At 69.6% G+C, this 26,163-nt stretch carries 30 protein-coding genes and 2 tRNA genes; 23 read left to right on the top strand and 9 right to left on the bottom strand.

Features of this window, described 5'->3' with window-relative positions:
* Position 1: 1 nt before the first annotated feature.
* Entirely contained in the window at positions 2–1,039 is a 1,038-nt protein-coding gene (locus DDV73_RS07115; RefSeq protein WP_240617164.1) for a mechanosensitive ion channel family protein, read from the bottom strand.
* Between the two features lie 72 nt (positions 1,040–1,111).
* On the opposite strand from DDV73_RS07115, the gene DDV73_RS28185 reads away from it, so the two are divergent.
* Both DDV73_RS28185 and DDV73_RS07105 read left to right on the top strand, forming a co-directional pair.
* Positions 1,112–1,477 (top strand): hypothetical protein, encoded by a 366-nt coding sequence (locus DDV73_RS28185; protein WP_161962310.1) that lies wholly within the window; start codon positions 1,112–1,114, stop codon positions 1,475–1,477.
* Positions 1,464–1,850 (top strand): DUF5130 family protein, encoded by a 387-nt coding sequence (locus DDV73_RS07105; protein ID WP_206050757.1) that lies wholly within the window; start codon positions 1,464–1,466, stop codon positions 1,848–1,850. The genes DDV73_RS28185 and DDV73_RS07105 overlap by 14 nt, the downstream gene beginning before the upstream one ends.
* A gap of 122 nt (positions 1,851–1,972) precedes the next feature.
* On the opposite strand, the gene pepN is transcribed toward DDV73_RS07105, so the two are convergent.
* Complete coding sequence (gene pepN / locus DDV73_RS07100; RefSeq protein ID WP_109506611.1) at positions 1,973–4,519, bottom strand: aminopeptidase N; 2,547 nt, start codon at positions 4,517–4,519, stop codon at positions 1,973–1,975.
* Between the two features lie 99 nt (positions 4,520–4,618).
* On the opposite strand from pepN, the gene chrA reads away from it, so the two are divergent.
* Together chrA and DDV73_RS07090 are read left to right on the top strand one after the other, a co-directional pair.
* Positions 4,619–5,788 carry a chromate efflux transporter gene (gene chrA / locus DDV73_RS07095; protein WP_240617163.1) on the top strand — a complete coding sequence of 390 codons (1,170 nt, stop codon included), beginning with the start codon at positions 4,619–4,621 and terminating at the stop codon, positions 5,786–5,788.
* Complete coding sequence (locus DDV73_RS07090; protein ID WP_476703542.1) at positions 5,785–6,384, top strand: mycothiol-dependent nitroreductase Rv2466c family protein; 600 nt, start codon at positions 5,785–5,787, stop codon at positions 6,382–6,384. Before chrA ends, DDV73_RS07090 begins: the two co-directional genes overlap by 4 nt.
* Here the strand turns inward: DDV73_RS07090 and DDV73_RS07085 are convergent.
* Entirely contained in the window at positions 6,377–7,525 is a 1,149-nt protein-coding gene (locus DDV73_RS07085; protein WP_206050756.1) for a serpin family protein, read from the bottom strand. The genes DDV73_RS07090 and DDV73_RS07085 overlap by 8 nt on opposite strands.
* A gap of 56 nt (positions 7,526–7,581) precedes the next feature.
* Between DDV73_RS07085 and metG the strand changes: the two genes are divergently transcribed.
* The 4 genes from metG to DDV73_RS07065 are packed head-to-tail and all read left to right on the top strand — an operon-like array spanning position 7,582 to position 11,693.
* Positions 7,582–9,378: a methionine--tRNA ligase gene (metG, locus tag DDV73_RS07080; protein WP_109506542.1), complete on the top strand. Its 1,797-nt coding sequence runs from the start codon at positions 7,582–7,584 to the stop codon at positions 9,376–9,378.
* A 30-nt stretch (positions 9,379–9,408) separates the two neighbouring features.
* Positions 9,409–10,161, top strand: coding sequence for a DUF3626 domain-containing protein (locus tag DDV73_RS07075; RefSeq protein WP_109506541.1), 753 nt, complete (start codon positions 9,409–9,411; stop codon positions 10,159–10,161).
* Positions 10,158–10,832, top strand: a complete 675-nt coding sequence (locus tag DDV73_RS07070) for a glutamine amidotransferase-related protein (protein ID WP_109506540.1) — start codon at positions 10,158–10,160, stop codon at positions 10,830–10,832. The genes DDV73_RS07075 and DDV73_RS07070 overlap by 4 nt, the downstream gene beginning before the upstream one ends.
* Positions 10,833–10,841: 9 nt before the next feature.
* On the top strand, positions 10,842–11,693 hold the full coding sequence (locus DDV73_RS07065; protein ID WP_109506539.1) for a hypothetical protein: 852 nt from the start codon (positions 10,842–10,844) through the stop codon (positions 11,691–11,693).
* A gap of 21 nt (positions 11,694–11,714) precedes the next feature.
* On the opposite strand, the gene DDV73_RS07060 is transcribed toward DDV73_RS07065, so the two are convergent.
* Both DDV73_RS07060 and DDV73_RS07055 read right to left on the bottom strand, forming a co-directional pair.
* Positions 11,715–12,005, bottom strand: a complete 291-nt coding sequence (locus DDV73_RS07060) for a putative quinol monooxygenase (protein WP_109506538.1) — start codon at positions 12,003–12,005, stop codon at positions 11,715–11,717.
* Positions 12,006–12,096: 91 nt separating this feature from the next.
* Entirely contained in the window at positions 12,097–12,477 is a 381-nt protein-coding gene (locus DDV73_RS07055; RefSeq protein ID WP_109506537.1) for a YrdB family protein, read from the bottom strand.
* 230 nt (positions 12,478–12,707) lie between these two features.
* Between DDV73_RS07055 and DDV73_RS28375 the strand changes: the two genes are divergently transcribed.
* Entirely contained in the window at positions 12,708–12,854 is a 147-nt protein-coding gene (locus DDV73_RS28375) for a hypothetical protein (protein ID WP_154402643.1), read from the top strand.
* A 3-nt stretch (positions 12,855–12,857) separates the two neighbouring features.
* Here the strand turns inward: DDV73_RS28375 and DDV73_RS07050 are convergent, their stop codons facing one another.
* Positions 12,858–13,277 carry a VOC family protein gene (locus DDV73_RS07050; RefSeq protein WP_109506536.1) on the bottom strand — a complete coding sequence of 140 codons (420 nt, stop codon included), beginning with the start codon at positions 13,275–13,277 and terminating at the stop codon, positions 12,858–12,860.
* 74 nt (positions 13,278–13,351) lie between these two features.
* On the opposite strand from DDV73_RS07050, the gene DDV73_RS07045 reads away from it, so the two are divergent.
* From DDV73_RS07045 to DDV73_RS07030, 4 genes are all read left to right on the top strand, one after another.
* Entirely contained in the window at positions 13,352–14,260 is a 909-nt protein-coding gene (locus DDV73_RS07045; RefSeq protein WP_109506535.1) for an alpha/beta hydrolase, read from the top strand.
* Between the two features lie 77 nt (positions 14,261–14,337).
* Positions 14,338–14,850: a ribose-5-phosphate isomerase gene (locus DDV73_RS07040; protein WP_109506608.1), complete on the top strand. Its 513-nt coding sequence runs from the start codon at positions 14,338–14,340 to the stop codon at positions 14,848–14,850.
* Positions 14,843–15,682 carry an Fpg/Nei family DNA glycosylase gene (locus DDV73_RS07035; RefSeq protein ID WP_109506534.1) on the top strand — a complete coding sequence of 280 codons (840 nt, stop codon included), beginning with the start codon at positions 14,843–14,845 and terminating at the stop codon, positions 15,680–15,682. Before DDV73_RS07040 ends, DDV73_RS07035 begins: the two co-directional genes overlap by 8 nt.
* Before the next feature lie 31 nt (positions 15,683–15,713).
* The gene (locus DDV73_RS07030) at positions 15,714–16,790 is read left to right on the top strand and encodes a PP2C family protein-serine/threonine phosphatase (RefSeq protein ID WP_109506533.1); all 1,077 of its coding nucleotides are present in this window, start codon (positions 15,714–15,716) and stop codon (positions 16,788–16,790) included.
* Between the two features lie 482 nt (positions 16,791–17,272).
* Here the strand turns inward: DDV73_RS07030 and DDV73_RS07020 are convergent, their stop codons facing one another.
* Positions 17,273–17,548 (bottom strand): hypothetical protein, encoded by a 276-nt coding sequence (locus DDV73_RS07020; RefSeq protein ID WP_240617171.1) that lies wholly within the window; start codon positions 17,546–17,548, stop codon positions 17,273–17,275.
* A gap of 199 nt (positions 17,549–17,747) precedes the next feature.
* Between DDV73_RS07020 and DDV73_RS07015 the strand changes: the two genes are divergently transcribed.
* The 6 genes from DDV73_RS07015 to tig all read left to right on the top strand — a co-directional run bounded on the left by DDV73_RS07015 (position 17,748) and on the right by tig (position 22,203).
* Complete coding sequence (locus tag DDV73_RS07015) at positions 17,748–18,521, top strand: helix-turn-helix domain-containing protein (RefSeq protein WP_109506531.1); 774 nt, start codon at positions 17,748–17,750, stop codon at positions 18,519–18,521.
* Between the two features lie 20 nt (positions 18,522–18,541).
* On the top strand, positions 18,542–19,009 hold the full coding sequence (locus DDV73_RS07010; protein ID WP_109506606.1) for an NUDIX hydrolase: 468 nt from the start codon (positions 18,542–18,544) through the stop codon (positions 19,007–19,009).
* 133 nt (positions 19,010–19,142) lie between these two features.
* Complete coding sequence (locus DDV73_RS07005; protein WP_154402642.1) at positions 19,143–20,465, top strand: O-antigen ligase family protein; 1,323 nt, start codon at positions 19,143–19,145, stop codon at positions 20,463–20,465.
* A gap of 88 nt (positions 20,466–20,553) precedes the next feature.
* A tRNA-Gly gene (locus tag DDV73_RS07000) sits at positions 20,554–20,627 on the top strand.
* 35 nt (positions 20,628–20,662) lie between these two features.
* Positions 20,663–20,735 (top strand) — tRNA-Pro (locus DDV73_RS06995).
* Positions 20,736–20,805: 70 nt separating this feature from the next.
* Complete coding sequence (gene tig / locus DDV73_RS06990) at positions 20,806–22,203, top strand: trigger factor (protein WP_161962308.1); 1,398 nt, start codon at positions 20,806–20,808, stop codon at positions 22,201–22,203.
* Positions 22,204–22,252: 49 nt separating this feature from the next.
* On the opposite strand, the gene DDV73_RS06985 is transcribed toward tig, so the two are convergent.
* Positions 22,253–23,146, bottom strand: a complete 894-nt coding sequence (locus tag DDV73_RS06985; protein ID WP_206050755.1) for an NAD(P)-dependent oxidoreductase — start codon at positions 23,144–23,146, stop codon at positions 22,253–22,255.
* 27 nt (positions 23,147–23,173) lie between these two features.
* On the opposite strand from DDV73_RS06985, the gene DDV73_RS06980 reads away from it, so the two are divergent.
* Together DDV73_RS06980 and DDV73_RS06975 are read left to right on the top strand one after the other, a co-directional pair.
* Complete coding sequence (locus DDV73_RS06980) at positions 23,174–23,557, top strand: MerR family transcriptional regulator (protein ID WP_240617162.1); 384 nt, start codon at positions 23,174–23,176, stop codon at positions 23,555–23,557.
* Between the two features lie 32 nt (positions 23,558–23,589).
* Positions 23,590–24,081, top strand: coding sequence for an SRPBCC family protein (locus tag DDV73_RS06975; RefSeq protein WP_109506528.1), 492 nt, complete (start codon positions 23,590–23,592; stop codon positions 24,079–24,081).
* Here DDV73_RS06975 and DDV73_RS06970 read toward each other — a convergent pair.
* Complete coding sequence (locus DDV73_RS06970; protein WP_109506527.1) at positions 24,078–24,380, bottom strand: hypothetical protein; 303 nt, start codon at positions 24,378–24,380, stop codon at positions 24,078–24,080. The two genes, DDV73_RS06975 and DDV73_RS06970, sit on opposite strands and share 4 nt — an antisense overlap.
* A gap of 471 nt (positions 24,381–24,851) precedes the next feature.
* Here DDV73_RS06970 and DDV73_RS06965 point away from each other — a divergent pair, with 471 nt between their 5' ends.
* The gene (locus DDV73_RS06965; protein ID WP_109506526.1) at positions 24,852–25,454 is read left to right on the top strand and encodes an ATP-dependent Clp protease proteolytic subunit; all 603 of its coding nucleotides are present in this window, start codon (positions 24,852–24,854) and stop codon (positions 25,452–25,454) included.
* Between the two features lie 17 nt (positions 25,455–25,471).
* Entirely contained in the window at positions 25,472–26,080 is a 609-nt protein-coding gene (locus DDV73_RS06960; RefSeq protein WP_109506525.1) for an ATP-dependent Clp protease proteolytic subunit, read from the top strand.
* Positions 26,081–26,163 lie beyond the last annotated feature (83 nt).

Genomic DNA, 26,163 nt, shown 5'->3' with positions numbered 1-26,163 from the left:
GTCACGCCCCGCCCGTGGCGGGTGGTTCGGCTGCCGGCCCCTCGGGCTGCTGCCAGACCATCCGCTGCGGGACCGGGATCTCGATGCCCTCGTAGTCGAAGCGGGCCTTGATCCGCTCGCGGAGCTCGCGGGCGATTGCCCACTGCTCCATCGGAGCGGTCTTGAGGGTGACCCGGACCGTCACCGTGTCCGGGCCGAGCGCCTCGACGCCCCAGACCTCGGGCTCCTCGATCACCCTGCCCTTGAACTCGTCGTCCTCCCACAGGTCGTGGGCGACCTCCTTGAGCACGCGCCGGATCTTTGCCAGGTCCTGGTTGTAGGAGACGGCGATGTCGAGCACGGTCCGCGCCCAGTTCTGGCTCATGTTGCCGATCCGCAGCACCTCGCCGTTGCGGACGTACCAGACCGTGCCGTTGACGTCGCGCAGCCGGGTCACGCGCAGCCCGACCGCCTCGACGGTGCCGCTGGCCTCGCCGGCGTCGATCACGTCGCCGACGCCGTACTGGTCCTCGAAGATCATGAAGATCCCGGACAGGAAGTCCTTGACCAGGCTCTGCGCGCCGAAGCCGAGCGCCACGCCGAGGATGCCCGCGCCCGCGATCAGCGGGCCGATGTCGTAGCCGATCTCCGAGATCGACATGATCACCACAATCGTGAAGATCACGCCGGTCACGATGCTCTTCAGCAGCGAGCCCATGGTCCGTGCGCGTTGCACCCGCCGGTTGGTGGCCGGGTCCTCGGTGACCCCGAGCGCGGCGCCGACCGAGCTGCCGCCGAGGGTGATGGTGCTGATCCGGCCCGGGAGTACGCCGTCCTCGGCGCGGCGTACCAGCCGGTCGATCAGCCGGTGCAGGACCCAGCGGGCAACCAGCCCGAGCACCACGAGCCCAACCACCGCCAGCGGCCGGCCGATCACGACGTCGGCGGCCCGGGCGGCGGTCTCGTTGCTGGTGAGGTCCCACATCAGCCGACAGGTCGTCTGGTCGGCGTCGCAGGGATCGGCCAGGGGGAGCAGGTACGGCGCAGGCGACACAGGCATGGGGACCAGTATGTGACGCACAACCAGCGGCTGCGGTGACGGGGGAGTGCGGGTTGCCGATATCGTTGCGCTGTGACCAACTCTCGCCGCTTCCTGCGTCTCATCGTCACCGCCGCCGCCAGCTGTCTGGTTGCGGGGGCCACGCTGCTCGCGACCCCGGCGTCCGCCGATGTGCCCAACGGCTGGAGCGAGCCGGACCCCGTCAACAACTTCCACGCACTGCTGGTGGTCGGGCTGATCCCGCTCGGGCTCGCGCTGCTGATCGCCTTCTTCGTCTACGTGCCGGCGTTCGTGAAGGGTGAGCGGATCGCTCCCGGCGCGGTCGGTGCGGAGGACGAGTGGTTCGGCGGCCCGCGGCAGGGCGCCGCCGAGCTCACCGCGCCGAGCAGCGACGACGCGGCGGACACAGAGGTCGGTGGTGCAAGTGGCCGGTGGTGACTACTTCAACAGCCACGAGCGCGGCTCGATCGACGAGACGATCCGCAAGGCCGAGCAGCTCAGCCGGATCGAGTTCTCGGTCTTCGTCGGCAAGGCCGACGGCGAGCCACGCCAGTTCGCCACCAAGCTGCACCGCTCCCTGGTCGCCCCCGGCCGCAGCATCCTGATCCTGGTCGACCCCACCGCCCGCGCCCTGGAGATCGTGACCGGCGACTGGGTACGCCGCAAGCTCACCGACAACGAGGTCGAACTCGCCGCCGCCGACATGAAGACCGCCTTCGCCTCCGGCGACCTGGTCGGCGGCCTACGCCGCGGCATCAACCTGCTCGCCGAGCACGGCCGCGCTCCGCAGACCCTGCACGCAGGGGAGTAGGCGGCGCGGGCAGTTTCACAAGGGACCTAGTGAAACTGTCCCGCCCCACGCGAAGTTTCCGACGGGCTGGGACGGTTTCACAAGGGACCTTGTGAAACCGCCAGAGCGTCAGTTGTGCCCGGTCAGCGACTGGCGTCCTTGGCCTGGGCGGCGAGGGCGCGGACCATCTCGGAGCGGCCTTCGCTGACGTAGCGCTTGGCGGCGGGGTTGGCGGACGAGGACTCGAGCCAGGCGTCGATCCGGGCGACGGACTCCTCGGACACCAGCGGCATCGGGAACATGTACTCCAGGGCGGTGGAGGCGCGCTGCACGCCCTTCTCGTCCCAGATGGTGTCCGCGACGGCGAGGTACTTCTCGAGATACGGCGCGAGCAGCTCCTCCTGGCCGGCGGCCGGGAAGGCGTAGGCGATGCTGCGCTGAGTCTCGTTAGGTACGTCGTCGCGCTCGATCGCGTCCCGCCACGCCTGGGCCTTGGCCTCGGCGGTGGGGCGCAGGGTGAGCGCGGTCGCGGCGTGCTCCTGGCCGGAGATGGTGTTGTCGCGCGCCAGCTCCTCCTCGATCCGCGCCTGGTCGGCCCGGCCGGCCGCGGCCAGCGAGGCCAGCAGGGTCCAGCGCAGGTCCGTGTCCACCGTCAGCCCGTCGAGCGTGACAGTGCCGTCGAGCAGCCCGGCCACAAACTCCAACGCGGAGTCGGTGTGGGCGGCCGAGGCGTAGGCCCGGGCGAACGCCAGCTGGTGGTCGGTGCCGGGCTCGGCGCCCTCCAGCAGCGAGCGCAGCCCGGTCTCCCAGGTCGCCTTGAGCTCGTCACGCCGCTCCGGGGCGGAGAAGTAGTTGACCGCGCTGCGGGCGTAGACGGGAAGCCGGCTGACGGCGGTCAGGTCGGTCTCGGTGCCGATCCCGCGCAGCACCAGCTCGACGTACTCGGTGGCGGTCATCTCGGCGTCGCGCGACATGTCCAGCGTGGCGCCCCACAGCAGCGCGCGGGCCAGCGAGTCGTCGACCTTGTCGATGCCGGCGATCACCGTCTGCAGCGACCGCTCGTCGAGCCGAATCTTGGCGTAGGTGAGGTCACCGTCGTTGAGCAGCACCAGCGCCGGCTGCTGCTGGCCGACCAGCTGGGGTACGTCGGTCAGGTCGCCGTCGATGTCGATCTCGACCGAGTGGCGACGCACGATGCGGCCCTCGACCTCGTCGTACAGGCCGATACCGAGACGATGCCGCCGGATGGTCGGGAACTCGGCCATCGCGGTCTGCCGGACCTGGAACGAGGTGAACTCGCCGGACTCGGAGACCTCGAACACCGGCGCCAGCGTGTTGACGCCCGAGGTCTGCAGCCACTCCTCGGCCCAGCTGCTGAGCTCACGGCCGGACGCCTTCTCGAGGGCGGCGAGCAGGTCGGTGAACTCACTGTTGCCGAACTCGTGAGTCTTGAAGTAGTCGCGCAGGCCGGCGAGGAAGCCCTCGATGCCCACCCAGGCGACAAGCTGCTTGAGCGTCGAGGCGCCCTTGGCGTAGGTGATCCCGTCGAAGTTCACCTCGACGGCCTCGAGGTCGTAGTTGTCGGCCGCGATCGGGTGCGTCGACGGCAGCTGGTCCTGGCGGTACGCCCAGTTCTTGCGGGCGTTGGTGAAGCCGGTCCAGGCCTCGGTGTACTTGGTGGCCTCGACCAGGGCGTGGTGGGAGGCCCACTCGGCGAACGACTCGTTGAGCCACAGGTCGTCCCACCACTTCATGGTGACCAGGTCGCCGAACCACATGTGCGCCATCTCGTGCAGGATCGTGTTGGCGCGCTGCTCGTAGAACGCGTGCACCTGGCGCGAGCGCGGGAGGTACTCGTCGCGGTAGGTCACGCACCCGGCGTTCTCCATCGCGCCCATGTTGTACTCCGGCACGTAGGCCTGGTCGTACGAGCCGAATGGGTACGGGTAGTCGAAGGCGTCCTCGAAGAACGCGAAGCCCTGCTTGGTGAGCTCGTTCAGCTCGTCGGTGTCGAAGTGGTCCTTCAGCGACTGGCGGCAGTAGTGGCCCAGGGCGACGGTGCCGTGCTTGCCGACGTACTCGTCCATCACGGTGTGGTACTCGCCGGCGACCAGCGCGGTGATGTACGTCGACATCCGCTTGGTGGTCTCGAACCGCCAGATCGCCTTGCCGTCGGTGAGCGGCTCGGGCTCCGGGGCCGGCGAGTTGGAGATGACCGTCCAGTGGGCGGGCGCGGTCACGTTGAACGTGAACACCGACTTCAGGTCGGGCTGCTCGAACGTGGTGTAGACGCGGCGCGCGTCCGGCACCTCGAACTGCGAGTAGAGGTAGACCCGCTCGTCCACCGGGTCCACGAACCGGTGCAGGCCCTCGCCGGTGCGGCTGTAGGTGCAGTCCGCGCGGACCACCAGCTCGTTCTCGGCGGCGAGGCCGTCGAGCTGGATCCGGCTGTCGGCGTACGCCGTGGCGGGGTCGATGCTGCGCCCGTTGAGGGTGATCTCGTGGACGGTGGCGCCGACCAGGTCGGCGAAGGTGCTAGCGCCCGGATCGCTGCACGTGAAGATGATCGTGGTGGTGCTGGCGAAGGTCGTCGTGGACGTCGTGAGGTCCAGGTCGATGGAGTACGACGTCACGTCCAGGAGCTCAGCGCGGGTGCGCGCCTCGTCTCGAGTGAGGTTGGTTCCAGGCATGCTCGCCATCATGTCACCCGTGTGGTCGGCCAACCCAAACGCGCGACTACGGTCCGGTCACGAATCAAGCGCGATATTCCAACCGGCATGATGTGCCGCGTGACCTCGCCTGCGGCACCACACGGATCGGTCCGCGAGGTGGTCGGCGTCTTCCTGCGGCTCGGCACGATCGCGTTCGGCGGCCCGGTCGCGCACACCGCGATGATGCGCGAGGAGCTGGTCCGGCGCAGGGAGTGGGTCACCGACGAGCGGTTCGTGGACCTGATGGGCGCGACCAACCTGATCCCGGGCCCGAACTCCACCGAGCTGGCCATCCACCTCGGCCACGAGCGGGCCGGCTGGCGCGGGCTGGTCTGGGCGGGCGTCTGCTTCATCGTGCCGGCCGCGCTGATGGTGACCGGCCTGGCCTGGGCCTATGTGGAGTACGGCGAGACCCCGGCCTTCGAGTCGGTGCTGTACGGCGTGGTGCCGGTGGTGGTCGCGATCATCGCGCACGCGCTGACCGGGCTGCTGCGCACCGTCCTCGGCTTCCGAAAGGATGCGCGGCCGCGCTGGTGGCTGGTGGCGCTCGCGGGCGCCGCGCTGGCGGCGTACTTCCTCGGTGTGCACGAGCTGGTCATCCTGACCTCGGGTGCGGCGCTCGGCGCGCTCGCCCATCTCGTCCGCCATCCGCCGCGCCGCAGCGCCGCAGGCGCGGTCGCCCTGCCCCTGGTGTGGGCGAGCGGTGAGGAGGACCGGTTGCTGACGCTGTTCCTCACGATGCTGAAGATCGGCTCGGTCCTCTACGGCAGCGGTTACGTGCTGCTCGCCTTCCTCGACGGCGACTTCGTGGACCGGCTCGGCTGGATCACCGACCAGCAGCTGAGCGACGCGATCTCGGTCGGGCAGGTGACGCCGGGGCCGGTGTTCACGACCGCCACCTTCATCGGCTACCTGGTCGCCGGACCGGCCGGCGCCTTCGTCGCCACCGTCGGCATCTTCGCGCCGTCGTTCGTCTTCGTCGGGCTGCTGACCCGGCTCACCGGCTGGCTGCGGGCCAACGACTGGACCTCCTGGCTGCTCGACGGCGTGAACGCGACCGCGCTGGCGCTGATGGCCGGCGTCTCCTGGCAGCTGGCCCGGACCGCGGTCGTGGACCCGATCACGGTTGCGCTCTTCGCAACCGGCCTGGTCGCGCTGCTGTGGACCAGGCTCAACAGCGGCTGGCTGATCGTGGCCGGTGCATTTGTCGGAATACTGCTCGCGCCCTCGGGCTTGCTCATGATGTGACTAATGCTGACTTCTGGTTCGACCCGATGTGCCCGTACGCCTGGATCAGCTCGCGCTGGATCCTCGAGGTGGAACAGGTGCGCGACATCTCCGTGACCTGGCACGTGATGAGCTTGGCCTACCTGAATGAGGACAAGGACATCGACGAGGGCTACCGGAAGTTCCTCGAGCCCGCCTGGGGCCCGGTGCGCGTGCTCATCGCCGCCGAGCAGGCCCACGGCAGCGACGTACTCCTGCCGCTGTACACCGCGCTCGGCACCCGCTTCCACCACGACAAGCTGCCCGTCACCCGGGAGACGATCGAGGCCGCCCTGGCCAAGGCCGGCCTGCCGGTCGAGCTCGCCGACGCGATGGACTCGACCGAGTACGACGACGCGGTGCGCAAGTCGCACCACCTCGGCATGGACCAGGTCGGTGACGACGTCGGCACGCCGACGATCTCGTTCGAGGGCTCGGCCTACTTTGGCCCGGTGCTGTCGCGGATCCCGCGCGGCGAGGACGCCGGCCGGGTCTGGGACGGCTGCGTCGCGCTGTCGTCGTACCCGTACTTCTACGAGCTCAAGCGCAGCCGCACCGGCGAGCTCGACTTCAGCTGACGAGGACCCAGGAGTCCTCGGCCGACCAGCCCGCGAACAGCGGCAGCCCGCTCTCGCGTTGCACGGCGATGAACCCGAACGGCCGGTCCAGGGTGAGGTGAAGGTTGCGTATTCGCTGCGGCGGTGGGGGCATGCCGCTGACCGCCATCGCCATCATGGTCACGCTCGCCGCCTCGAAGCCGGTGGCGTGGAACCTGGCGACCGTCGCCTGGCCGGCCTGGCTGATCGCCAGCGGGTCGGCGCTGATGCCGGGGAAGTGGCCGCGCGAGCTGTCCTGGGCACTCGTGAGTCCGAACAGGTCGTCGTGCGCGAGGAGGTCGTGCGTCGATCGGACCTCGTAAGCCGGCAGCCCGACGAAGAGCAGCGGCGGAGCATACGCGCGGCCGGGCACGGTCCGCAGCCCCGGACCCGGCTCGTCCGCGTTGAGCGCCGAGCCGGGAATGCCGCTGTCCGGGCCGGCGGCGAGCGCTGCGAGGAGTACGCCGGCCGGCGCGGCGTCGGGCTCGCCGATCGCGAGCAGCACGTCGACGGGCCCGGTCCCGGCGACCCGGAGCAGCGACAGCGAGCCGTCGACCACGCGGACGCTGTCGAGGTCGGTGTCGGTGCGGCTCAGCCAGGGCCGGCCGCTCCCGCCGAGATCGCGGCTTCCCTCGTTGAACGGCTGCTGCCATTCGGTGGTCAGCGCGAGCGCGGTGGCCAACACCAGCCGGGTATCGTCGCTAATGCCGACCGGCATCTGCTCGATGAGCCCGCGGGTGCGTTCGCGCGCCCAGGCGTCTAGTGCCGCCCGGTCGGTCTCCTGATCGCCGGCGAGCACGCCGCGGTGCGCCTTCGGCACCAGCGCGGCGAACTCGTCCCGCAGCTCCAGCTGCTTGCCGGTCCAGATCCCGAGCGCGGCACTCAGGTCGTCGGTGCCGTCGAGTTCGGCGAGCAGCCGCACGGCGGCCGCACCGGCCTGCTCCGGTTCGAGTCCGACGGCCGCGGCCAGCTCGGCACGTGCGGGACCGTCGGCGGTGTGCGCCAGCAGTGCCAGCAGCGGCCAGGCACCGACCGCCGAGAGCGCCGTACTCCCCGTTGGCGCCAGCGCAGTGACCCAGTCGGCCGTCAGCCGCCGGATCGCGGTCACGATCGCGTCGTCCATGGCTCGAAGGGTAGCCAGGCGAAAATCCACTGGCGGTTCGTCACTAGGATTCGCGCATGAGCAAAGTTCTGTCCGCTGTCGCCTGGCCGTACGCAAACGGCCCGCGCCATATCGGCCACGTGGCCGGTTTCGGCGTGCCCTCCGACGTCTTCAGTCGGTACATGCGGATGGCGGGGCACGACGTACTCATGGTGTCCGGCTCCGACGAGCACGGCACGCCGATCCTGATCGCCGCCGACGAGGCCGGGATGTCGCCGCAGGAGCTGGCCGATCAGAACCACCGGCTGATCGCCGAGGACCTCGCCTCGCTCGGCTGCACCTACGACCTCTACACCCGCACCACCACCCGCAACCACCACGCGGTCGTGCAGGAGCTGTTCCTCGGTGTCTACGAGAACGGCTACTTCCTGGAGCAGACCACGTTCGGCGCGATCTCGCCGTCGACCGGCCGGACGCTGCCGGACCGCTACATCGAGGGCATCTGCCCGATCTGCGGGTACGACGGGGCGCGCGGCGACCAGTGCGACAACTGCGGCAACCAGCTCGACCCGCAGGACCTGAAGAACCCGCGGTCCAAGATCAACGGCGAGACCCCCGAGTTCATCGAGACCCAGCACTTCTTCCTCGACCTGCCGGCGCTCGCCGACGCCCTGGCCGAGTGGCTCGACGAGCGGGAGGCATCCGGGACCTGGCGGCCCAACGTGATCCGGTTCAGCCAGAACATCCTCAAGGAGATCCGGCCGCGCTCGATCACCCGCGACATCGACTGGGGCATCACCGTCCCGCTCGACGGCTGGCGGGACAACCCGACCAAGAAGCTCTACGTCTGGTTCGACGCGGTGATCGGCTACCTCAGCGCCAGCATCGAGTGGGCCCGCCGCACCGGCGACCCCGACAAGTGGCGGGACTGGTGGAACGACCCGGAGGCGCTGTCCTACTACTTCATGGGCAAGGACAACATCACCTTCCACAGCCAGATCTGGCCGGCCGAGTTGCTTGCGTACGCGGGCAAGGGGGAGAAGGGCGGCAAGCCGCGGGAGTACGGCGTACTCAACCTGCCGACCGAGGTGGTCTCCAGCGAGTTCCTCACGATGGAGGGCAAGAAGTTCTCCTCGTCGAAGAAGGTCGTGATCTACGTCCGCGACCTGCTCTCGCGCTACCAGCCGGACGCGTTCCGCTACTTCGTCGCCGCGGCCGGACCCGAGAACCAGGACTCCGACTTCACCTGGGCCGAGTTCGTACGGCGTACCAATGACGAGCTGGTTGCCGGCTGGGGCAACCTGGTCAATCGCACGGCCAACCTGATCGCGAAGAACTTCGGCGAGATCCCGGCTGCCGGTCCGCTGACAGCCGAGGACCAGGCGCTGCTCGACGCCGTCGATGCCGCGTTCGGCACGGTCGGCGACCTGATCGGCCGCAACCGGATGAAGCTCGCGATCGGCGAGGCGATGCGCGCGGTCGCCGAGGTCAACAAGTACGTCAGCGACTCCGAGCCGTGGAAGATCGCCAAGGACCCAGCCGACCGGGAGCGGCTCGGGACCATTTTGTTTGTGGTCGCCCAGTGCGTCGCCGACCTCAACCTGATCCTGTCGCCGTTCCTGCCGTTCTCGGCCAACGAGGTCGACAAGGCGCTCGGCGGTGCGGGTGAGATCGCGCCGATGCCACGCATCGAGGAGGTCGACGACCTCGACGAGGGAGCGCCGTACCCGATCATCACTGGCGACTACAGGGCGGTTCCGGCCTGGCAGCGGGCGCCGATCAAGGTCGGTACTCCTGTCGCCAAGCCGACGCCGGTCTTCACCAAGCTCGACCCGGCGATCATCGAGGAAGAGCTCGCCCGGCTCGAGGGCTGAGCCCGGATCCGGGCTGAGGTGACATCGGGGGTGTCGGTCACGCTGCACTTCCATCCGGACTGGCCGTTCGCGGACGGGCTGGTGATCGAGGCGATGGCGGGGGACGGCAGCTACCGCTCCCAGTTCGAGACCGGCACCTCCAACGGCGGCCTGACCGCGCACCCGGGCGGGGACCGCTGGCGGTGGGAGAGCCGGATCTTCGCGGGTCGGTACGACGACGGTGCCGCCGCCGCGCGACCGGTCTACGGCTCGTGGAACCACCGCGGCCGGCCTCACGGCGGCTCGTTCCGGTTCGGCTCGGCCCACCTACGGCTCAAGCCCGGAGTGCGGGAGCGCACCACGTTCTGCTTCCCGGACTCGGTCTTCGAGCCCGACGCGATCGGCGGGCCGGAGCTGCTGGAGGAGCTGGTCGGGCTGTGCGAGGCGGCCGGCCACGACCTGCTCGACGACTACATCGAGGCGCACGTTCATGACGGCGTCCGGTTCGACGTCGAGGCGCTGGTGCTGGACCCGTGCCACGCCGACGGTCCGGTGGCGGAGGCGGCGGCCCGGCTCGGCTGCCCGGTCGAGCTCCATCCCGGCTTCCAGGTCAGGACCGCGGACCTGGACCCGGCGTACCGAGGTGCGGAGTACGTCGAGCTCGCCCGCTCGCTGGGCGCGGTCCTCACTCCGGACGTGGTCGCCGCTGCTGCCCGGTCCGGTCGCCACGACCCACAGGCGGTCAAGCGCGTCTGGCATCTGCTGGCCCGCTTCGGCCGGCTACCGAAGGAAGGATCCGAATGAGCGTCATCGCGCTGCTCGGCGACGAGAGCGGTCACATCAGTCATCGTGAGCTGAACGCGCTGCGGCCGCGTCTGCGGGTCGAGCTGGGCGTCGAGTCGGAGTGGGTGCCGACCGACGCGGGCGCGGACCTGACGGCGTACGACGGGATCTGGCTGGTGCCGGGCTCGCCGTACGCCGACGACGCCGCGGTCTACCGGGCCATCGGCCTGGCCAGACAGCGGGACATCCCGTTCCTCGGCACCTGCGGCGGCATGCAGTACGCCGTGATCGAGCTGGCCCGCACGGTCCTCGGCCTGACCGGCGCCGACCACGCGGAGTCCGACGGCGAGTCGGACAGCAACGTCGTGGTCCCCGCGGCGTGCAGCCTGTACGGCGAGGAGCGGCTGGTCACGCCGGTACCGGGATCGCGCTTCGCGGAGCTGGTCGCCGAGCCGTTCGTCGGCATGCACTACTGCAGCTTCCTGGCGGCGCCGGACGTCGTCGAGAAGCTGGTGGCCGCCGGCGCGGTCGTGGGCGCGACCGCCGAGGACGCCGGTGTCGAGGTGCTCGAGTGGCCGGCCAACAGGTTCTTCATGGTCTCGATGTTCCAGCCGCACATCGGTGCGTCCACCGGTGCACCCGTGCATCCGCTGGTAGCAGCGTTCGTCGCCGCCGTGCAGGCCCGGGTCTGAGCCGGCGATATGTCCCACCTCCTCGATCTCGGGACCCGGAGGTTCTGGCGCCGGGTCGGCCGGCCCGTGGACCTGGCCGGCGAGCACGCCTGGCTGCGGGCACCGACAAGCACCCGCTCCCGGGTGGCCGACGACTGGCTGGCCGCGGAGGCGAGGCTGCTCGGTGGCACGCTCGAGCCCGACGCCGCCGACGGCGGGCTGATCCCCGACCTCACCATCCTCGACGGGCCCGGTTTCGCGGCCACTGACGTGGCGCCGGAGATCCGCGACTTCTACGAGCACACCGCGCGCTGGCGGATGGAGGTCTGGACCGAGTGGTCGCCGATGTTCTGGCCGGGCGGCGAGCTGGTGTCCCGGCTCTTCGGCCGCCGGGTGAAGCAGCTCACGCTGCCGATGCGCCCGCTGGACGTCGCGCGCGGCATGGACAGCCGGGTCTCGGTGATCCGCGACGGCGAGGGCCACCAGCTCGCGGCCGGCTGGCTGCGCACGCTGCGCTCGACGGGGGAGTACGTCTACAGCGGCTGCTACAGCCACCGGCTGTTGCCTGGCGCCGACCGGCCGAGCGTGCACGTCGCGTTCCCGCTGGAGCACGGCAACGTCCAGGTCTTCCTGCAGCCGTTCGTCGAGGCGGACGGCTCACTGCGGCTGGAGTCGCCCGGCGAGCGGTTCGGCGGTCACGGCGCGTACGTCGTGGTCGAGGACGACGGCGCGGCGTACGCCGCGCGGGCGCCGGTGCGCGAGACGTTCCGGCTGTACGTCGACGCCGAGGGCGTGCTGCGCACCGACCACGAGCTGCGAATGTGGAACGCGACCGCGGTCCGGCTGCACTACAAGCTCGAGCGTCGCCCGATCAAGACGTGATCAGGCGTGATCAGAAGGTGATCAGGACGTGATCAGCCGGGCGTCGGTGACCCGGTACTCCGCGACCGAGGCCGACACGATGGCCGCGGTCTGCTCGGCCGACGGCCCGCCGCCGCGGAAGTCCTCGACCGCCTCCTGGCTGTCCCAGCGCTCGTAGATGTTGATCCGGGACGGGTCGACCAGGTCCGCGGCGAGCGAGAAGTCAAGGCAGCCGGGTGCGTTGCGCGCCTGGTCGACGATCTCGGTGCAGCCCAGCAGATAGGCCTCGCGCTCGATGGGGGAGACCTCGATGTGTCCGGCGACGATGACCATGGCCTGTCCTAGGCTCGTTCCAGGTCTGGCAACCAACTGTTGCCAGTGGTGCTAAAGATGCCCGAGTCTGGTGCTGTTGTCACGAATTGACCTACTTCGACGCGTCGACAGCTCCATTCTCTCTCCGAGTCGGGTTGAGCGCGCGCACGGGCGGGATCAGCGCCAGGCAGTTGATCACCGCCGAAAACGTGAAGAACGCCAGCGCCCAGCCGGGGTGCCCCGCGTGCCAGAGCGCGAGCGACGCCAGGCAGAAGACCGAGCCGATCACCAGGTAACGCAGCACCGGCCCGCCGTACGGCGCCTTCGGCGAGGCGAACGCCCACCAGATCGCCATCACCGCGATCGGCAGCACGACGGCGAGCAGCAGCCTGACCGGCCCGCCGAGCGAGTACCCCCACACCCCGAACGCCGCCATCGCCAGCAGCTCGTCGACGAATACCAAGGTCAGCACGGTCCAGCCGAAGGTCTTCACAGGGAGAAGTATCGCCCGGCGACAGCATCGGCTCTTCCGGAAACGTCCAGCTTCTCCGCGCGACAGGGAGGTTCGCCGACGATGCCGGAGGTTCGACCTCGGGCGTCCGCGGGCGGCGTCAAGCGGCTTGGCCGCGGCGCGCGCTAGCGGTGCGCAACCAACGGCGGTGGCTGTGCGCGCGACGCGCCGCCGCAGCGCCCGCGGACGGCTGAGGTCGGACCGCCCCCACCGTGAGCCCTATCGGAGGACGGTGGCCGCGCCATCCTGCGCCGGTTCAGCGACGCGACAAGTACACCGTCGACGTCGCGAACCCCAGCGTCGACTTCCGCTTCGCGGCCGCGATGGCGGTGGCGCTCGACGCCCTGATGTCACGCTGAGGCTCAGGCTGAGGCACCCTCGCTGTACAGGGCGGCGAACTCCGGGCTCGGCGCGATCCGCGTAATCACGTCCACGGCGGCTCCGTCGGGATCGGCGGTGATGAAGTGGCGCTGGCCCCAATCCTCGTCACGCAGGGTGAGTTCCATCCGGTGGCCGGCCGCGACCGCGCGGTCGTGGACGGCGTCCACGTCGTCCACCTCGACCGAGACCAGGAAGCCGGCCGGCCGCTCGCGGAACCGCTCGGGCACGCTGTCGTGCTCGCGGGCGACGATGCCGAGCTGGCGACGGTGCGGGTCCTGACCTTGAAGCTGGACGTACCAGTCGGCCTCGAAGATGACCTCGAAGCCGAACAGGTCGACGTAGAAGTCGCGGCTGGCTGCGACGTTGTCACTGCAAACGACGGTGAAGATATCGGTGATCATGACGCCAGCCTGAGATATCCGGTAACCGGAGGGTCAAGCCCTTCTGATGAGCGGTGTCTGGTAGCAATGGCGCCATGCTGAACCCGCAGTCCCGCGAGGCCGTCGCGGCGTACGACGCCGAGCCGAAGGTCTACGACCCGGGCTTCGACATCGAGGCCGCCCGGGCCGACGGTCGCAAGATCGCCGCCGCCGTGGCCCGCGAGCAGGTCGTGGAGGCTCGCGACCTCGACGCCGACGGGGTGCCGTGCCGGCTCTACCGGCCGATCCTGGACGACGGTCCCGAGGGTGGCGTGATCGTCCACTTGCACGGCGGTGGCTTCGTGTTCAACGACATCGACGTCCACGACGCGGCCGCCCGGCGGCTGGCCAACCGGTCCGGCATGGTGGTGCTCAGCGTCGACTACCGGCGGCCGCCGGAGCACCGGTTCCCGGCGGCGCCCGACGACGTCGACACGGTGCTCGGCTGGCTCGACCGCGAGAGCGCGGCGCTCGGCATCGAGGGCCCGGCGTACGTCCACGGCGACAGCGCCGGCGGCAACCTCGCGCTGGTGGCCGCGCTGCGGAACCCGGGCCGGTTCGCCGCCGTGGCCCTGATCTACCCGTTCCTGGACCCCGCCGCGGGGTACTCGTCGTACGAGACCGCCGCCGAGGGCTTCAACGCCCGCGAGGCGGCCTGGTACTGGCAGCAGTACGCCGCCGGCCCGGCCGACCTGGAGCACCCCGACCTCGCGCCACTGCGCTCCACGAAGCTGCACACGCTGCCGCCGACGCTGGTGGTGACCGCCGAGCACGACCCGCTGCGCGACGAGGGCGAGGACCTCGCGGCGCGGCTGGCCGAGCTCGGCGTCGAGGTGGTCGCGACCCGCTACCTCGGGCTGATCCACGGCTTCTGGCGGCACGACACCGTCTTCGACGCGGCCGAGCCGTTGCTGCGGCAGGTTGTCGCCTTCTTCCACTTGCACAGCCTCCACCTGCACGGTTGAGGTCACAGTGGACACGGCGAGATAACACTGTGCGGAACGCCGCAGCACGGGCCGCGCGCTCTGTCACACTGCTGCCCATGCGCGTTCACCTCGGATCCGACCATGCCGGCCTCGAGCTCAAGGAGCACCTGCTCGACTGGCTGGCGGACAACGGCTTCGAGGCGGTCGACCACGGCCCGTTCGTGTACGACGCCCTCGACGACTACCCGGTCTTCTGCCTGCGTGCCGCCGAGGCGGTCGCGGACGAGCGGGCCGACGGCCAGGACAGCCTCGGCGTCGTGATCGGCGGCTCCGGCAACGGCGAGCAGATCGCGGCCAACAAGGTCCAGGGCATCCGCTGTGCGCTGGCCTGGTCGGAGCAGACCGCGGCGCTGGCCCGCGAGCACAACGACGCCAACGTGGTCTCGGTCGGCGGCCGGATGCACACCGTGGAGGAGATGACCCGGTACGTCGAGGTCTTCCTCGGCGAGCCGTTCAGCGGCGACGAGCGGCACGTCCGCCGGATCGGCCAGCTGGCCGACTACGAGACCACCCGCGAGCTCCCGCCACTGCCGGAGTCCGCTCTCCGAGGCTCGGCAGGCGATGCCTGAAGGCCACACCCTTCGTCGGCTTGCTGACGAGATCGGGCAGGCGTTCGGTGGCCGTGCGGTGCGGGTGTCCAGCCCGACCGGACGGTTCGCCGCCGATGCCGCGACCCTCGACGGGCAGCGGCTGGTCGGCGCGGACTCGGCCGGGAAGCACCTGTTCGTGGAGTTCCCGGCCGACCGGTTCCTGCACATCCATCTCGGCCTGATCGGCAAGTTCGACGTGCTCCCCGGACCGGCGCCGGCGCCGGTCGGCGTGGTCCGGCTCCGGCTGGAGGCGAACGGGCCGGCACCCGCGTACGCCGACCTGCGCGGCGCCACCCAGTGCGACCTGGTCACGCTGGCCCGGCGCGACACCGTGCTGGCCGGCCTCGGTCCGGACCCGCTGCGGAAGGAGGCCGACCCGGACCTCGCCTGGCGCCGGATCTCGCGCAGCCACCGGCCGATCGGCGACCTGTTGCTGGACCAGGGTGTGTTAGCGGGCGTTGGGAACGTCTACCGCGCCGAAGTGCTCTTTCGGGGACGTTTACACCCCCTTCGTCCCGGCCGCACCCTCCGGGCCGGTCAGTGGCGCGCGATCTGGGATGACCTGGTCGAGCTGATGGCCGAGGGTGTGCGAACCGGCCGGATCGACACCGTCCGGCCCGAGCACACCCCGGATGCGATGGGCCGGCCACCGCGCAAGGACGACCACGGCGGCGAGGTCTACGTCTACCGGCGGACCGGCCAGCCCTGCCTGGTCTGTCGGACTGCGGTGCGCACCGCCGTACTCAAGGAACGCAATATCTTCTGGTGTTCGCGATGTCAGCGTCCCTACCGCCCGCGAGCACTACAGTGAGAAACAACATCGCCGCACAGGATGCAGTCTCATGAGACGGTTCCGTCTTCTCTGGCTCACCCTGCGTCGCAGGGGTGGCGCCGACGAGCCAGCCACCATGGTCTGGCTCGTCGTGCTCACGCTCGTGGTCGCGGTGGTGGTCAGCGTGGAGCCGGAGCTGTGGCCGCCGTCGCTGTTCGTGATCCCGCTGGTGGTGGGCAGCCTGTTGCTCGGCCCGAGCCGGCTGCCGTGGTTCGTGGTGTTCGTGCTTGCGATGCTCGCGGCCACCCTGCCGTTCCAGGAGACGCTCATGAGCGGGAGCGTGGTGATCTCGGTAGCGGTCCAGTTCGTGGTCGGCTTCATCATCATGCTGACCTCGTTCCGGCGGACCAGGCTCGGTGTGGCCGGCGCGCGCGGCGAGTCGATGCTGATCGACCTCCGCGACCGGATCCTGAGCCAGGGGTCGCTGCCGAGGCTGTCGGGCGAGTGGCAAGCCGAGTGGGAGCTGAAGTCCGCGGGCGGCACCCTGTTCGCCGGCGACTTCGTGGTCGCTGCCCGCACCGACGACGGCAAGCGCCTCGATGTCGCGGTCGTCGACGTGTCCGGCAAGGGCGAGATGGCCGGCACCCGCGCACTGCTGCTTTCCGGCGCCCTGAGCGGCTTGCTCAGCGCCCAGCAGCCGCAGGAGTTCCTGCCCGCGGCCAACGAGTACCTGATCCGGCAGGACTGGGACGAGGGCTTCGCGACCGCCGTACATCTCTCCCTTGACCTGGACACCGGCCAGTTCGAGCTGCGTACGGCGGGCCACCCGCCCGCCGTACAGCTGCTCTCGGGGTCGGGCCGGTGGCTGGTCCACGAGACGGAGGGGCCACTGCTCGGCCTGATCGAGGGTGCGGAGTTCGTGCCGATCTACGGCATCGTCCGCAGCGGCGACGCCGTGCTCCTCTACACAGACGGCCTGGTCGAGACCCCGTCGCGTGACATCACGCTCGGCATCGACAAGCTGCTCGGTCTCGGTGAGCGGCTGCTCCGTGGCGGTGGCTTCCACCAGGGCGCCGCGAAGAAGCTGGTGGCCCAGCTGGGCTCCACCAACGACGACTGTGCGCTGCTGCTGATCCACCGGCACTAAACACGTAAACACGCCTTCGGCGTACAACGGCTCGGGCCGCCTTCGGCGAGCTCATCAGCCGTTACGCGTAACAGGCTCGCTTCGATCGCGTTCCGCGTCCATTCGCGCCGAGCGGGCACTTCTCGTCTGGCTCGACAACGAGAAATGCCTGCTCGGCGCGCTGAATACGGTGCGAGGGGCGGGCTGGCAGACCCGCCCATTCGCCCGTTGCAGTCAGCGCGCGGCCGCAGAGGCCAGGTGCTTGGGCGGTGCTCCAGTAGAGACTGGCTCAGGGTCGAGCCAGCGGATAGTAGTTGCGCCTCCGTGTCCGTGCACAGCGAGCAAGGCATCGATGCTGTGCGGCCAGATGGTCGTCGTGAACAACGGGCCTCGCCAGCGGAGGGCGATCTCGCCGTCACTCCAGACGACCCCCTCCGCTATTTGGCCGGTGCCACTGACTCCACTGGGATCACGGTGCCGAATCAAAACGAATCGGCGGGCGCTCATGGACGGATGGTCCACAGCCGCTCGGGGGACAACGGCTGCAGACCATCCGGTGTCACATCGTCGACGGTCACCCGCAGGCCGCGGAACCTCTGTGCCATCGCGTCGGCGTAGCGATCGGCGGTCGCGGCCTCTGCTTGGTACTCCTCGACAACGTGCTCGCCGAACCACACGCGGACCCGGCGCCTCTTGATTACATCTAGATGCCCGAGATAGTCGTCCTCCTCGGGTTGGTGGCGAACTTCTCGTACCGCCGCCCCCGCAGTTCCGATCACGACTCTCTCGACCCCGCTCCGTCATGGAGGCGGATCTTCTTCGTCCCAGCGTCGTTGGGCACTTCGTATTTTCCTTCCAGAGTGAGGTGTTCTGTTTTGTCCTGTTCATGCATTTGGACACGGGAGCAGCGGCCTCTTAACCACGCACGCGGGACGTTTAAAACGTTTCGTATACACGTCTAGACGTCCCGGGGGACAGATGGCGAACGACAGGCTAAGAGCGGCGCTCGGCCGAGCGGCACTGACGAACGAGCAAGTTGCTCGTCAGGTCGGTGTCGACCCGAAGACGGTCCAGAAGTGGCTGGCCGGGCGAGTACCGCACCCACGACACCGCTGGGCCGTCTCCCAGCTGGTCGACGAACACGAGGAGTTCCTCTGGCCCAACGCGCGGCGCAACGCCGCCGACCGCGCCGGTGACATCGCGGAGATCGTCGCCGCGTTCCCGCGCCGGGCCAGCGTGGACGCACTCAAATGGCGGCGGCTGATCGACCAGGGCAAGCAGCAGATCGACCTCCTGGGGTACACCGCATACTTTCTCCCGCAACTGGTACCGGAGTTCGTGGACATACTGTTGGAGAAGTGTGAGGCGGGATGCCAGGTCCGGCTGGTCATCGCCGACCCGGAGTGCGAGCAGGTCCGGCTGCGAGACGACGAGGAGCAGGAGCCGATCACGCTCGTCGCCCGGATCGAAACCAGCCTGCGCGCCTACGAGCCGCTACTGGTCAGCCCGAACGCGGAGTTGCGCTTTCAGGCCGCACCCCTCTACAACTCGGTATTCCGATTCGACGAGGAGATGTTCGTGACGCCACACCTGTACGCGACTCCTGGTCACTCCGCGCCGCTGCTCCATCTGCGACGGGTCGGGCCCAACGGCATGTTCGCTCGGTTCGCCAGCCACTTCGAGGGAATATGGGCGGACACCACCCCGGCCACCCAGACCCGAAGCCGAAGGCCGGCACCGGCGGCCGGCTGAATCGAGAGACGAGAGGCGGCATGGTTCGACGCGACTTCTACGACGACGCGGACGCGCCGCCCCCGAACTCCGTAGTGCCCGCGGCCTCTGTCGTCGTGGTCGACGACAGCGACCGGATCCTGGTGCACCGCCGGCGTGACAACGGCCTGTGGGCCCTGCCCGGCGGCGTACTCGAGCTGGGAGAGTCGCTCTCCGGGTGCGCGGTCCGCGAGGTCAAAGAGGAGACCGGCCTCGACATCGAGGTGACCGGCATCGTCGGCGTCTACTCCGACCCCCTCCATGTCTACGCGTACGACGACGGCGAGGTCCGCCAGGAGTTCTCCGTCTGCTTCGCGGCCCACGTGACCGGCGGCGAGCTGAGCATCAGCGACGAGTCGTACGACGTCACCTTCTGCACCCCGGCCGAGATCGAGCAGCTGCCCATGGTGGACTCCATCCGGCTGCGCGTCGTGGACTTCCTGAGCGGAGATACTCCGGCGATCCGCTGACCAGATGAGCTACTCCAAGGGCTCGCGCGCTGCGCACCGCTCACATGCGCGACCCCTTGGAGTAGCTCATCTAGCCTCCTGCCAGGCCCCTGCCGATCACCGATCGGTCACCCGCCTACGGGACAACAGAGATATGGCTAGTGGTCACGCCGGCGTGCTCGACCGCCCGATGCGGCACGCACCAGGCCCCGCGGTCCCCGAGCAGCCTCCGGTACGCCGTACCGTCGGCGCCGCCGTCGCGACGATCGCGATCGTGCTGGTCCTGTCCGAGGCGGTCGCCGACGCCCTTCCTGACGACCCGATCCGGTTCAACGTCACGCCGGTCCGGCTGGCGATCATCCTCGGTCTGGTCGGCATCTGCTTCGCCGGCGTGATGGTGCGCTCGCTGCGCACCCGGCTCGACGTCCCGATCCTCGTGCTGCTGGCGGCGGCAGGCTTCGCCACCCTGGTGCACTCGCAGTCGTTCTCGGCGTGGCGCGGTCTGCTCGCCGGCGTGGCGGCCTACTACCTCGCGGTGGGTGCCCGCCGCGGCGGCGCCCTCTCGTTCGGCACCCTGGCCACGATCGCCCTGGTGTTCGTCGCGGTCCCGGCCGGCGTCGCGCTCGGGCAGGCGTCCAACCAGACCAGCACCGGGTTCTGCCGCTCCGGTCTCGGCGGCGAGCTCAGCAACGTGTGCAACGACGACGCGATGGTGCGGGTGGTCGGCACCTTCTACAACCCGAACCTGCTCGCGGCCTTCCTGGTCATGTTCGTCCCGCTCGCGGTGGTCGGGGCGCTCGGCGTCGCCGACCGGTCCCTGCGAGCGCTGGCGTTCACCGTGATCGGGGGCTCCTACATCGCGATCCTGGCGACGTTCTCCCGGGGCGGCATGGCGGCCGCGTTCGTCGGCGCCGTGGTCCTCGTCGTACTCCTGAAGCCGACCAGGCGGCGGCTGACGGTCGCCGGCGTTGCCGCCGGGGTGGGCGGTCTGCTGCTGGTGTTCCTGATGGTCGTCCGCGGCGGTGTCGGCGTGCGCACCGAGGTCTGGTCGGCCGCGCTGCGGGTCGCGGCGGAGAACCCGCTCGGCACCGGCCTCGGCCTGAGCGGCCACCTGGTCGCCGGGCGGGTGCCCGGCACCGAGGCGTTCGTGCACGTCCACAACCTGTGGCTGAACTGGCTGGTCGAGACCGGTGTGGTCGGCGGCGTGGCGGTGGTGGTGATCACGGTCCTGGTCGGGATCCGGGTCGGCCGGGCCGCGCTGGCCGGGTCGAAGATGGCGGCCGCGCTGGCCGGTGGTCTGGCGTCGTTCGCGGTGGTGAGCATGGTCGACCACCCCGCCAACTCGATGGCGATTTCGCTGGTCATGTGGCTGATGCTCGGCCTCGCCGAGACGTCCTGGGAGCCGTCGCCGCTGCCGGCGGCGATCCGGCACAAGGGCCGACGGGCCGCTCGTCGGACTCGCGTGCGGCGCTCCTGAACCGCTCCTGAACCGATTGGGAGCGGATCTGGCCGATATGGCACCATGTGCACGCACGAACGTGCTCGTCCGGGTCACGCCCGGATGTGCGGATGTAGCTCAATGGTAGAGCCTCAGTCTTCCAAACTGATTACGCGGGTTCGATTCCCGTCATCCGCTCCAAGCCCGCTCCCGGACCCCGTTCAGGAGTGGCTTGGCGGGGCGTAGCGTAGTGGCTAGCGCGCCTGCTTTGGGAGCAGGAGATCGCAGGTTCGAGTCCTGTCGCCCCGACGCTGCACGCTGCGTGCGTGCACCCTCCATACCCACCTACATGCAGCATTTGATCGCGAGGAGAACACCTGTGAAGAGCGCCGTCGAGTCCTTGAGCCCGACCCGGGCCAAGCTCAGTGTCGAGGTGCCCTTCGATGAGCTCAAGCCGAGCCTCGACGCGGCGTACAAGAAGATCGCCCAGCAGATCAACGTGCCGGGCTTCCGCCGGGGCAAGGTTCCGCCGGCCGTGATCGACCGCCAGGTCGGCCGCGGTGCCGTGCTCGACGAGGCGATCAACGAGGTGCTGCCGAAGAAGTACGTCGAGGCGCTGCAGGAGAACAACCTCGAGCCGCTCGCGCAGCCCGAGATCGAGGTGACCAAGTTCGACGACAACGAGGCGCTCGAGTTCACCGCCGAGGTCGACGTGAAGCCCGAGATCACGCTCCCGGCGTACGACGGCATCGAGGCCGAGGTCGAGGACATCGCGGTCACCGACGCCGACGTCGAGGAGCAGTCGCAGGCGCTGCGTGAGCGGTTCGCCTCGCTCAGCGACGTCGACCGCCCGGCCGCCGACGGCGACTTCGTCGTACTCGACCTCAGGGCCACCCAGGGCGGCGAGCCGGTCGAGGGCGCCGAGGTCGCCGGCATGTCGTACCAGGTCGGCCGCGGCGGCATGCTCGACGGGCTCGACGAGGCGCTGACCGGGATGAGCGCCGGCGAGGACAAGACGTTCACCTCCCAGCTGGTCGGTGGCGACCTGGTCGGCGAGGACGTCGAGGTCCAGGTCACCGTCAGCCAGGTGCAGGAGCAGGAGCTCCCCGAGTTCGACGACGAGTTCGCCCAGATGGCCTCGGAGTTCGACACCGCCGAGGAGCTGACCGCCGACGTACGCGAGCGGCTCGGCCGGGGCAAGCGGCTGGAGCAGGCGTCCGCCGCCCGCGACGTGGTCCTCGAGCGGCTGCTGGACAAGGTCGAGATCCCGCTGCCGGAGACGCTGGTCACCGAGGAGCTCAACGCCCGCCGCGAGAACATCGAGCAGCAGCTGGTCTACGCCGGCCTGACGATGGAGCAGTACCTCGAGAACGAGAGCCAGACCATCGAGGAGTTCGAGGCCGACCTCGAGCGCCGGGTGCGTGACGCGATCGCCGCGCAGTTCGTGCTGGACGAGGTGGCGAAGAAGGAGCAGTTCGGCGTCGACCAGAACGAGCTCTCCCAGCACCTGGTACGCCGTGCGCAGCAGGCCGGGCAGGACCCGCAGGAGTTCGCCAACCACATGTTCGAGCACAACCACGTGCCCGAGCTGGTACAGGAGATCCTGCGAGGCAAGGCGCTGGCCACCATCGTGGAGTCGGCCGTGGTCAAGGACGCGTCCGGCAACGTCGTTGAGCTGAAGAACCTGCTCCCGGACGGCACCATCGGCGAGCCCGCCGCGGAGGGCGAGACCGAGGCAGCGGCCGAGGAGCCCGCCGAGGAGCCCGCGAAGGCCTGAGCACCTCCAGCGCCCCGCACCCGTCCGGGTGCGGGGCGCTGTCGTGTCCTCAGCGCTCTTGCTTCTCCAGGAGCAGGTCCACGATCGCGGTGTAGCCGCTGTCGGCCAGTCCGGCCTCCAGCGCGCGGTCGCCGAGAGCCTTGAACGCGCTCGGCAGGGCCGGGTCGACGCCAGCACTGTGGGTCTCGTCGAGCAGGTGCTGCATGGCCGCGACGTGCGTCGCCAGCGTGGCGTCCTCGCCGGGGTGGCGGCCGGCGTCGACCTGCACGGCGTACTCGTCCAGCCAGCCGGCCGTGGTGCCGATGCCGCTGCGGGCGATCGGCAGGAACGCCTCGGCCCGCACGCCCGCACGCTTCAGCAGTGCCGCGCCGTGCAGAAAGCCGTTGAGCAGCGACCACATGATCGCCAGGACGGCCACGTCGTGGATCGAGGCGAGGCCGGCGTCGGTGCCGAGGTGCGTCGCGCGCCCGGCGACGGCCTGCAGGACCGGCCGGTGCTCGTCGTACGCCGCCTGCGAGCCGCTGAACAGGATCAGGCTGTCGGCCGTGCCGAGGTCGGCGGGCCCGGCCAGGATCGCGCCGTCGAGGTAGCGGGCGCCGCGGTCCTCGACCCATGCCGCCAGGCTGCGTGCCTCCGCCGACGACCCGGAGGTGAGGTTGACGACCACCCGGCCGGCGAGGCGGCCTTCGGCCGACCCGAGTACGGCGCGGGCGGCGTCGTAGTCGGTGACGCAGATCAGCACCAGCTCGCTGGCGCCGACCGCATCGCTCGCGGAGTCGGCGGCCTGCGCGCCGGCCTCGGCCAGCTCGTCGGCGCGGGTCGGCGTCCGGTTCCACACCGCCGCGCGGTGGTTGTCGGCGAGCAAGGCTCGCGCGATCGCGACTCCCATCGTTCCCAGTCCCAGTACGGCCACATCGGCCCTTGCGTTGTCAGGCATGCTCATGTGGACAGCCTCAACGTTCACACCGATATGAAGGTCAAGCCCACGATGCAGATCGGCGAGCTCAGCAGACGGACCGGCGTCGCGCCCCACCAGCTCCGCTACTACGAGAGCCAGGGTCTGCTGACCCCGGAGCGGACGGCGAACGGCTACCGCCAATACCCGGCCGAGACGGTGGTCGCCGTGGCCCAGATCAGGGGACTGCTGGATGCGGGGCTGTCGACCGAGGAGATCGCCTACCTCCAGCCGTGCCTGACCGGGCCGGCGCCCGAGCTGGAGCCGTGCCGGCCGCTGCTGGACACCCTGCGCAGCCGGCGCTCCGACCTGGAGCGGCGGATCCGGGCGCTGGAGGTCTCGCGCAGGGCGCTGACCGACTACATCGAGCTGACCGAGCGGCGCGCCGTACCCGATTGACCGCGCCGTACCACTCGCCCAAGGATGGGCGCATGAGTGAGACCACACCGACGAGCAGATCGATGAGCGAGCTGCGGGCCGAGATCACGATCGACGCCCCGCGGCAGCGGGTGTGGGAGGTCCTGACCGACTTCTCCAAGATGCCCGACTGGAGCCCCGAGCTGCTGCGGATGGTGCCGCTCAAGCCGGGCGGGCTGCGGAACGGGCAGTGGTACCTCGGGCTGAACCGGAACCGGTGGGTGTTCTGGCCCTCGCGCAACGTGGTGACCACGGTCGAGACGGGCAGCGCGGTCGCCTGGGACACCAAGACCAGCGGCGCCAGCTGGGTCTACGAGCTCTCCGAGGCCGACGGCAGCACCGACGCCAGCACCCGCGTCGTACTCCGGCGGCCGATGTCGCGGGTGCCGGTCACCGCGCGGCTGTTCGCCGGGGCATTCCTCGGGGGCGTCGACCACCACGCCGACGAGCTCGAGGGCCACATGCACCTCACCCTCGACCGGCTGAAGACCGCCGTCGAGAGCTAGCTTGAGGCTTGCGAGACGGTCAGCTCGTACCTCGCGTCGACCGCGAAGGTCCCGCGGACACCGTGCAGGATCAGCACGTGCTTGCCGGGAGAAAGCGGCTCGATCCGGGCCCACAAACCGCAGGCGAACCCGGTCGTCGTCCGACCTCGGTCCTCGAAGTCGATGTCGGTCGCGGGCAACCGCTCCAGCTGCACAGGCTCGCCATCGATGCTGGCGGCTCCCTTGGCCTCCTCCATGAACGTCGCGCAGTCGTCGGCCGACGGCGCGACCAGGTTGATGGCCGGCCCGGCCAGTGGCACTCCCGCCGGGACCTGGCAACGCCTACGAACAGAGCCGCCGTACGTGCCTGCGACCAGCCACACCTCTGCGGGCTGGTGATCCGCGCATCGCGCTCCGGTGGTGTCCTCGACCGGCCCTTCCCCGCTAGGTGATGAGCTCGCCCAGGTCCACCACAGCGACTGAAGCCGGGCGGGGGTTAGCTCCGCGGGCGGCATGTGTGGCGACGACTCGATCGACGACGAACCGGGCAAGCCGGAAGAGGCGGGCGGACCCGCAGGTGACGTCGTCGCGCACCCTGCCAAGGCGGCGGAGAGAAGTGCGGCTACCAAGGCACCTGCTGAGTTCACGCGGTGAGCGTAGTGGCCAGCCGCCCGAAATCTGCTCTTGGCGAACACCGGCCGAATGCTCGTGGAACTACCCCCAGGTCGGGCTAGGGTCGCCTCGTGACCCCACTCCTGTCTGAGCCACTGTCTGCGCCACCAGGCCCGCAAATGAACGGTGGTCCGTCGTACGGCCTCGACGACCACATCTACCAACGGCTGCTCAAAGAGCGCATCGTGTTCCTCGGTTCCGAGGTCCGCGACCAGAACGCGAACGCGATCTGCGCCCAGCTGTTGCTGCTGTCTGCGGAGGACCCCGAGGCGGACATCTTCCTGCACATCAACTCCCCGGGCGGCTCGGTCGACGCCGGGATGGCGATCTACGACACGATGAACTACATCCCCAACGACGTCGCGACCGTGGGCATGGGCCTGGCCGCGTCGATGGGTCAGTTCCTGCTCTGCGCCGGCACCAAGGGCAAGCGGTACGCGCTGCCGCACGCGCGGATCATGATGCACCAGCCGTCCTCCGGCATGGGCGGCTCGGCTTCCGACATCAAGATCCAGGCTCAGCAGTCGCTGCACATCAAGCAGGTCCTGCTCCAGCTGATCGCCGAGCACACCGGCCAGGACCTCGAGCAGATCATCGCCGACGCCGACCGCGACCGCTGGTTCACCGCAGACCAGGCGCTCGAGTACGGCCTGGTCGACCAGGTGATCAAGAGCGCCCGCGAGGCCGCCGACGAGGGCCGGCCGGCCCACTCCTCCGACTGATCCGAAAAGGACTGACGATGAACTACTACATCCCGCAGTGGGAGGAGCGTACGTCGTACGGCTTCCGCCGGATCGACCCCTACGCCAAGCTCTTCGAGGACCGCATCATCTTCCTCGGTACGCCGATCAGCGACGACGTCGCCAACGCGATCATGGCCCAGCTGCTCTGCCTGGAGTCGATGGACCCGGACCGCGACATCAACATCTACATCAACTCGCCGGGCGGCTCCTTCACCGCGCTGACCGCGATCTACGACACGATGCGCTTCATCAAGCCCGACGTGCAGACCGTGTGCCTGGGCCAGGCGGCGTCCGCCGCGGCGATCCTGCTGGCGGCCGGTACCTCCGGCAAGCGGCTGGCGCTGCCCAACAGCCGGATCCTGATCCACCAGCCCTACACCGAGGGCACCTTCGGCCAGACCTCGGACATCGAGATCCAGGCGAACGAGATCCTGCGGATGCGCGAGTTGCTGGAGAAGATGATCTCCGAGCACAGCGGCAAGGGCATCGAGGAAGTCAGCCGCGACATCGAGCGCGACAAGATCCTGACCGCCGAGCAGGCGGTCGAGTATGGCCTGATCGACGCCGTTCTGGAGTCCCGCAAGGGTGTTCCGGCCGGTGTCTGACATGTCGGTTCCCGTGTCCCGGCTCCACTTGGGGCCGGCTCGGGGTACCGTCGAAGGGTTTCAACGCACGTACGCTGACGAAC

The organism is Nocardioides speluncae (assembly GCF_003121585.1).
In the GTDB taxonomy this organism is placed as follows: Bacteria; Actinomycetota; Actinomycetes; order Propionibacteriales; family Nocardioidaceae; genus Nocardioides; species Nocardioides speluncae.
The sequence above is the reverse complement of the archived record's forward strand: the minus strand, read 5'-3'. Positions and strand labels throughout refer to the sequence as shown.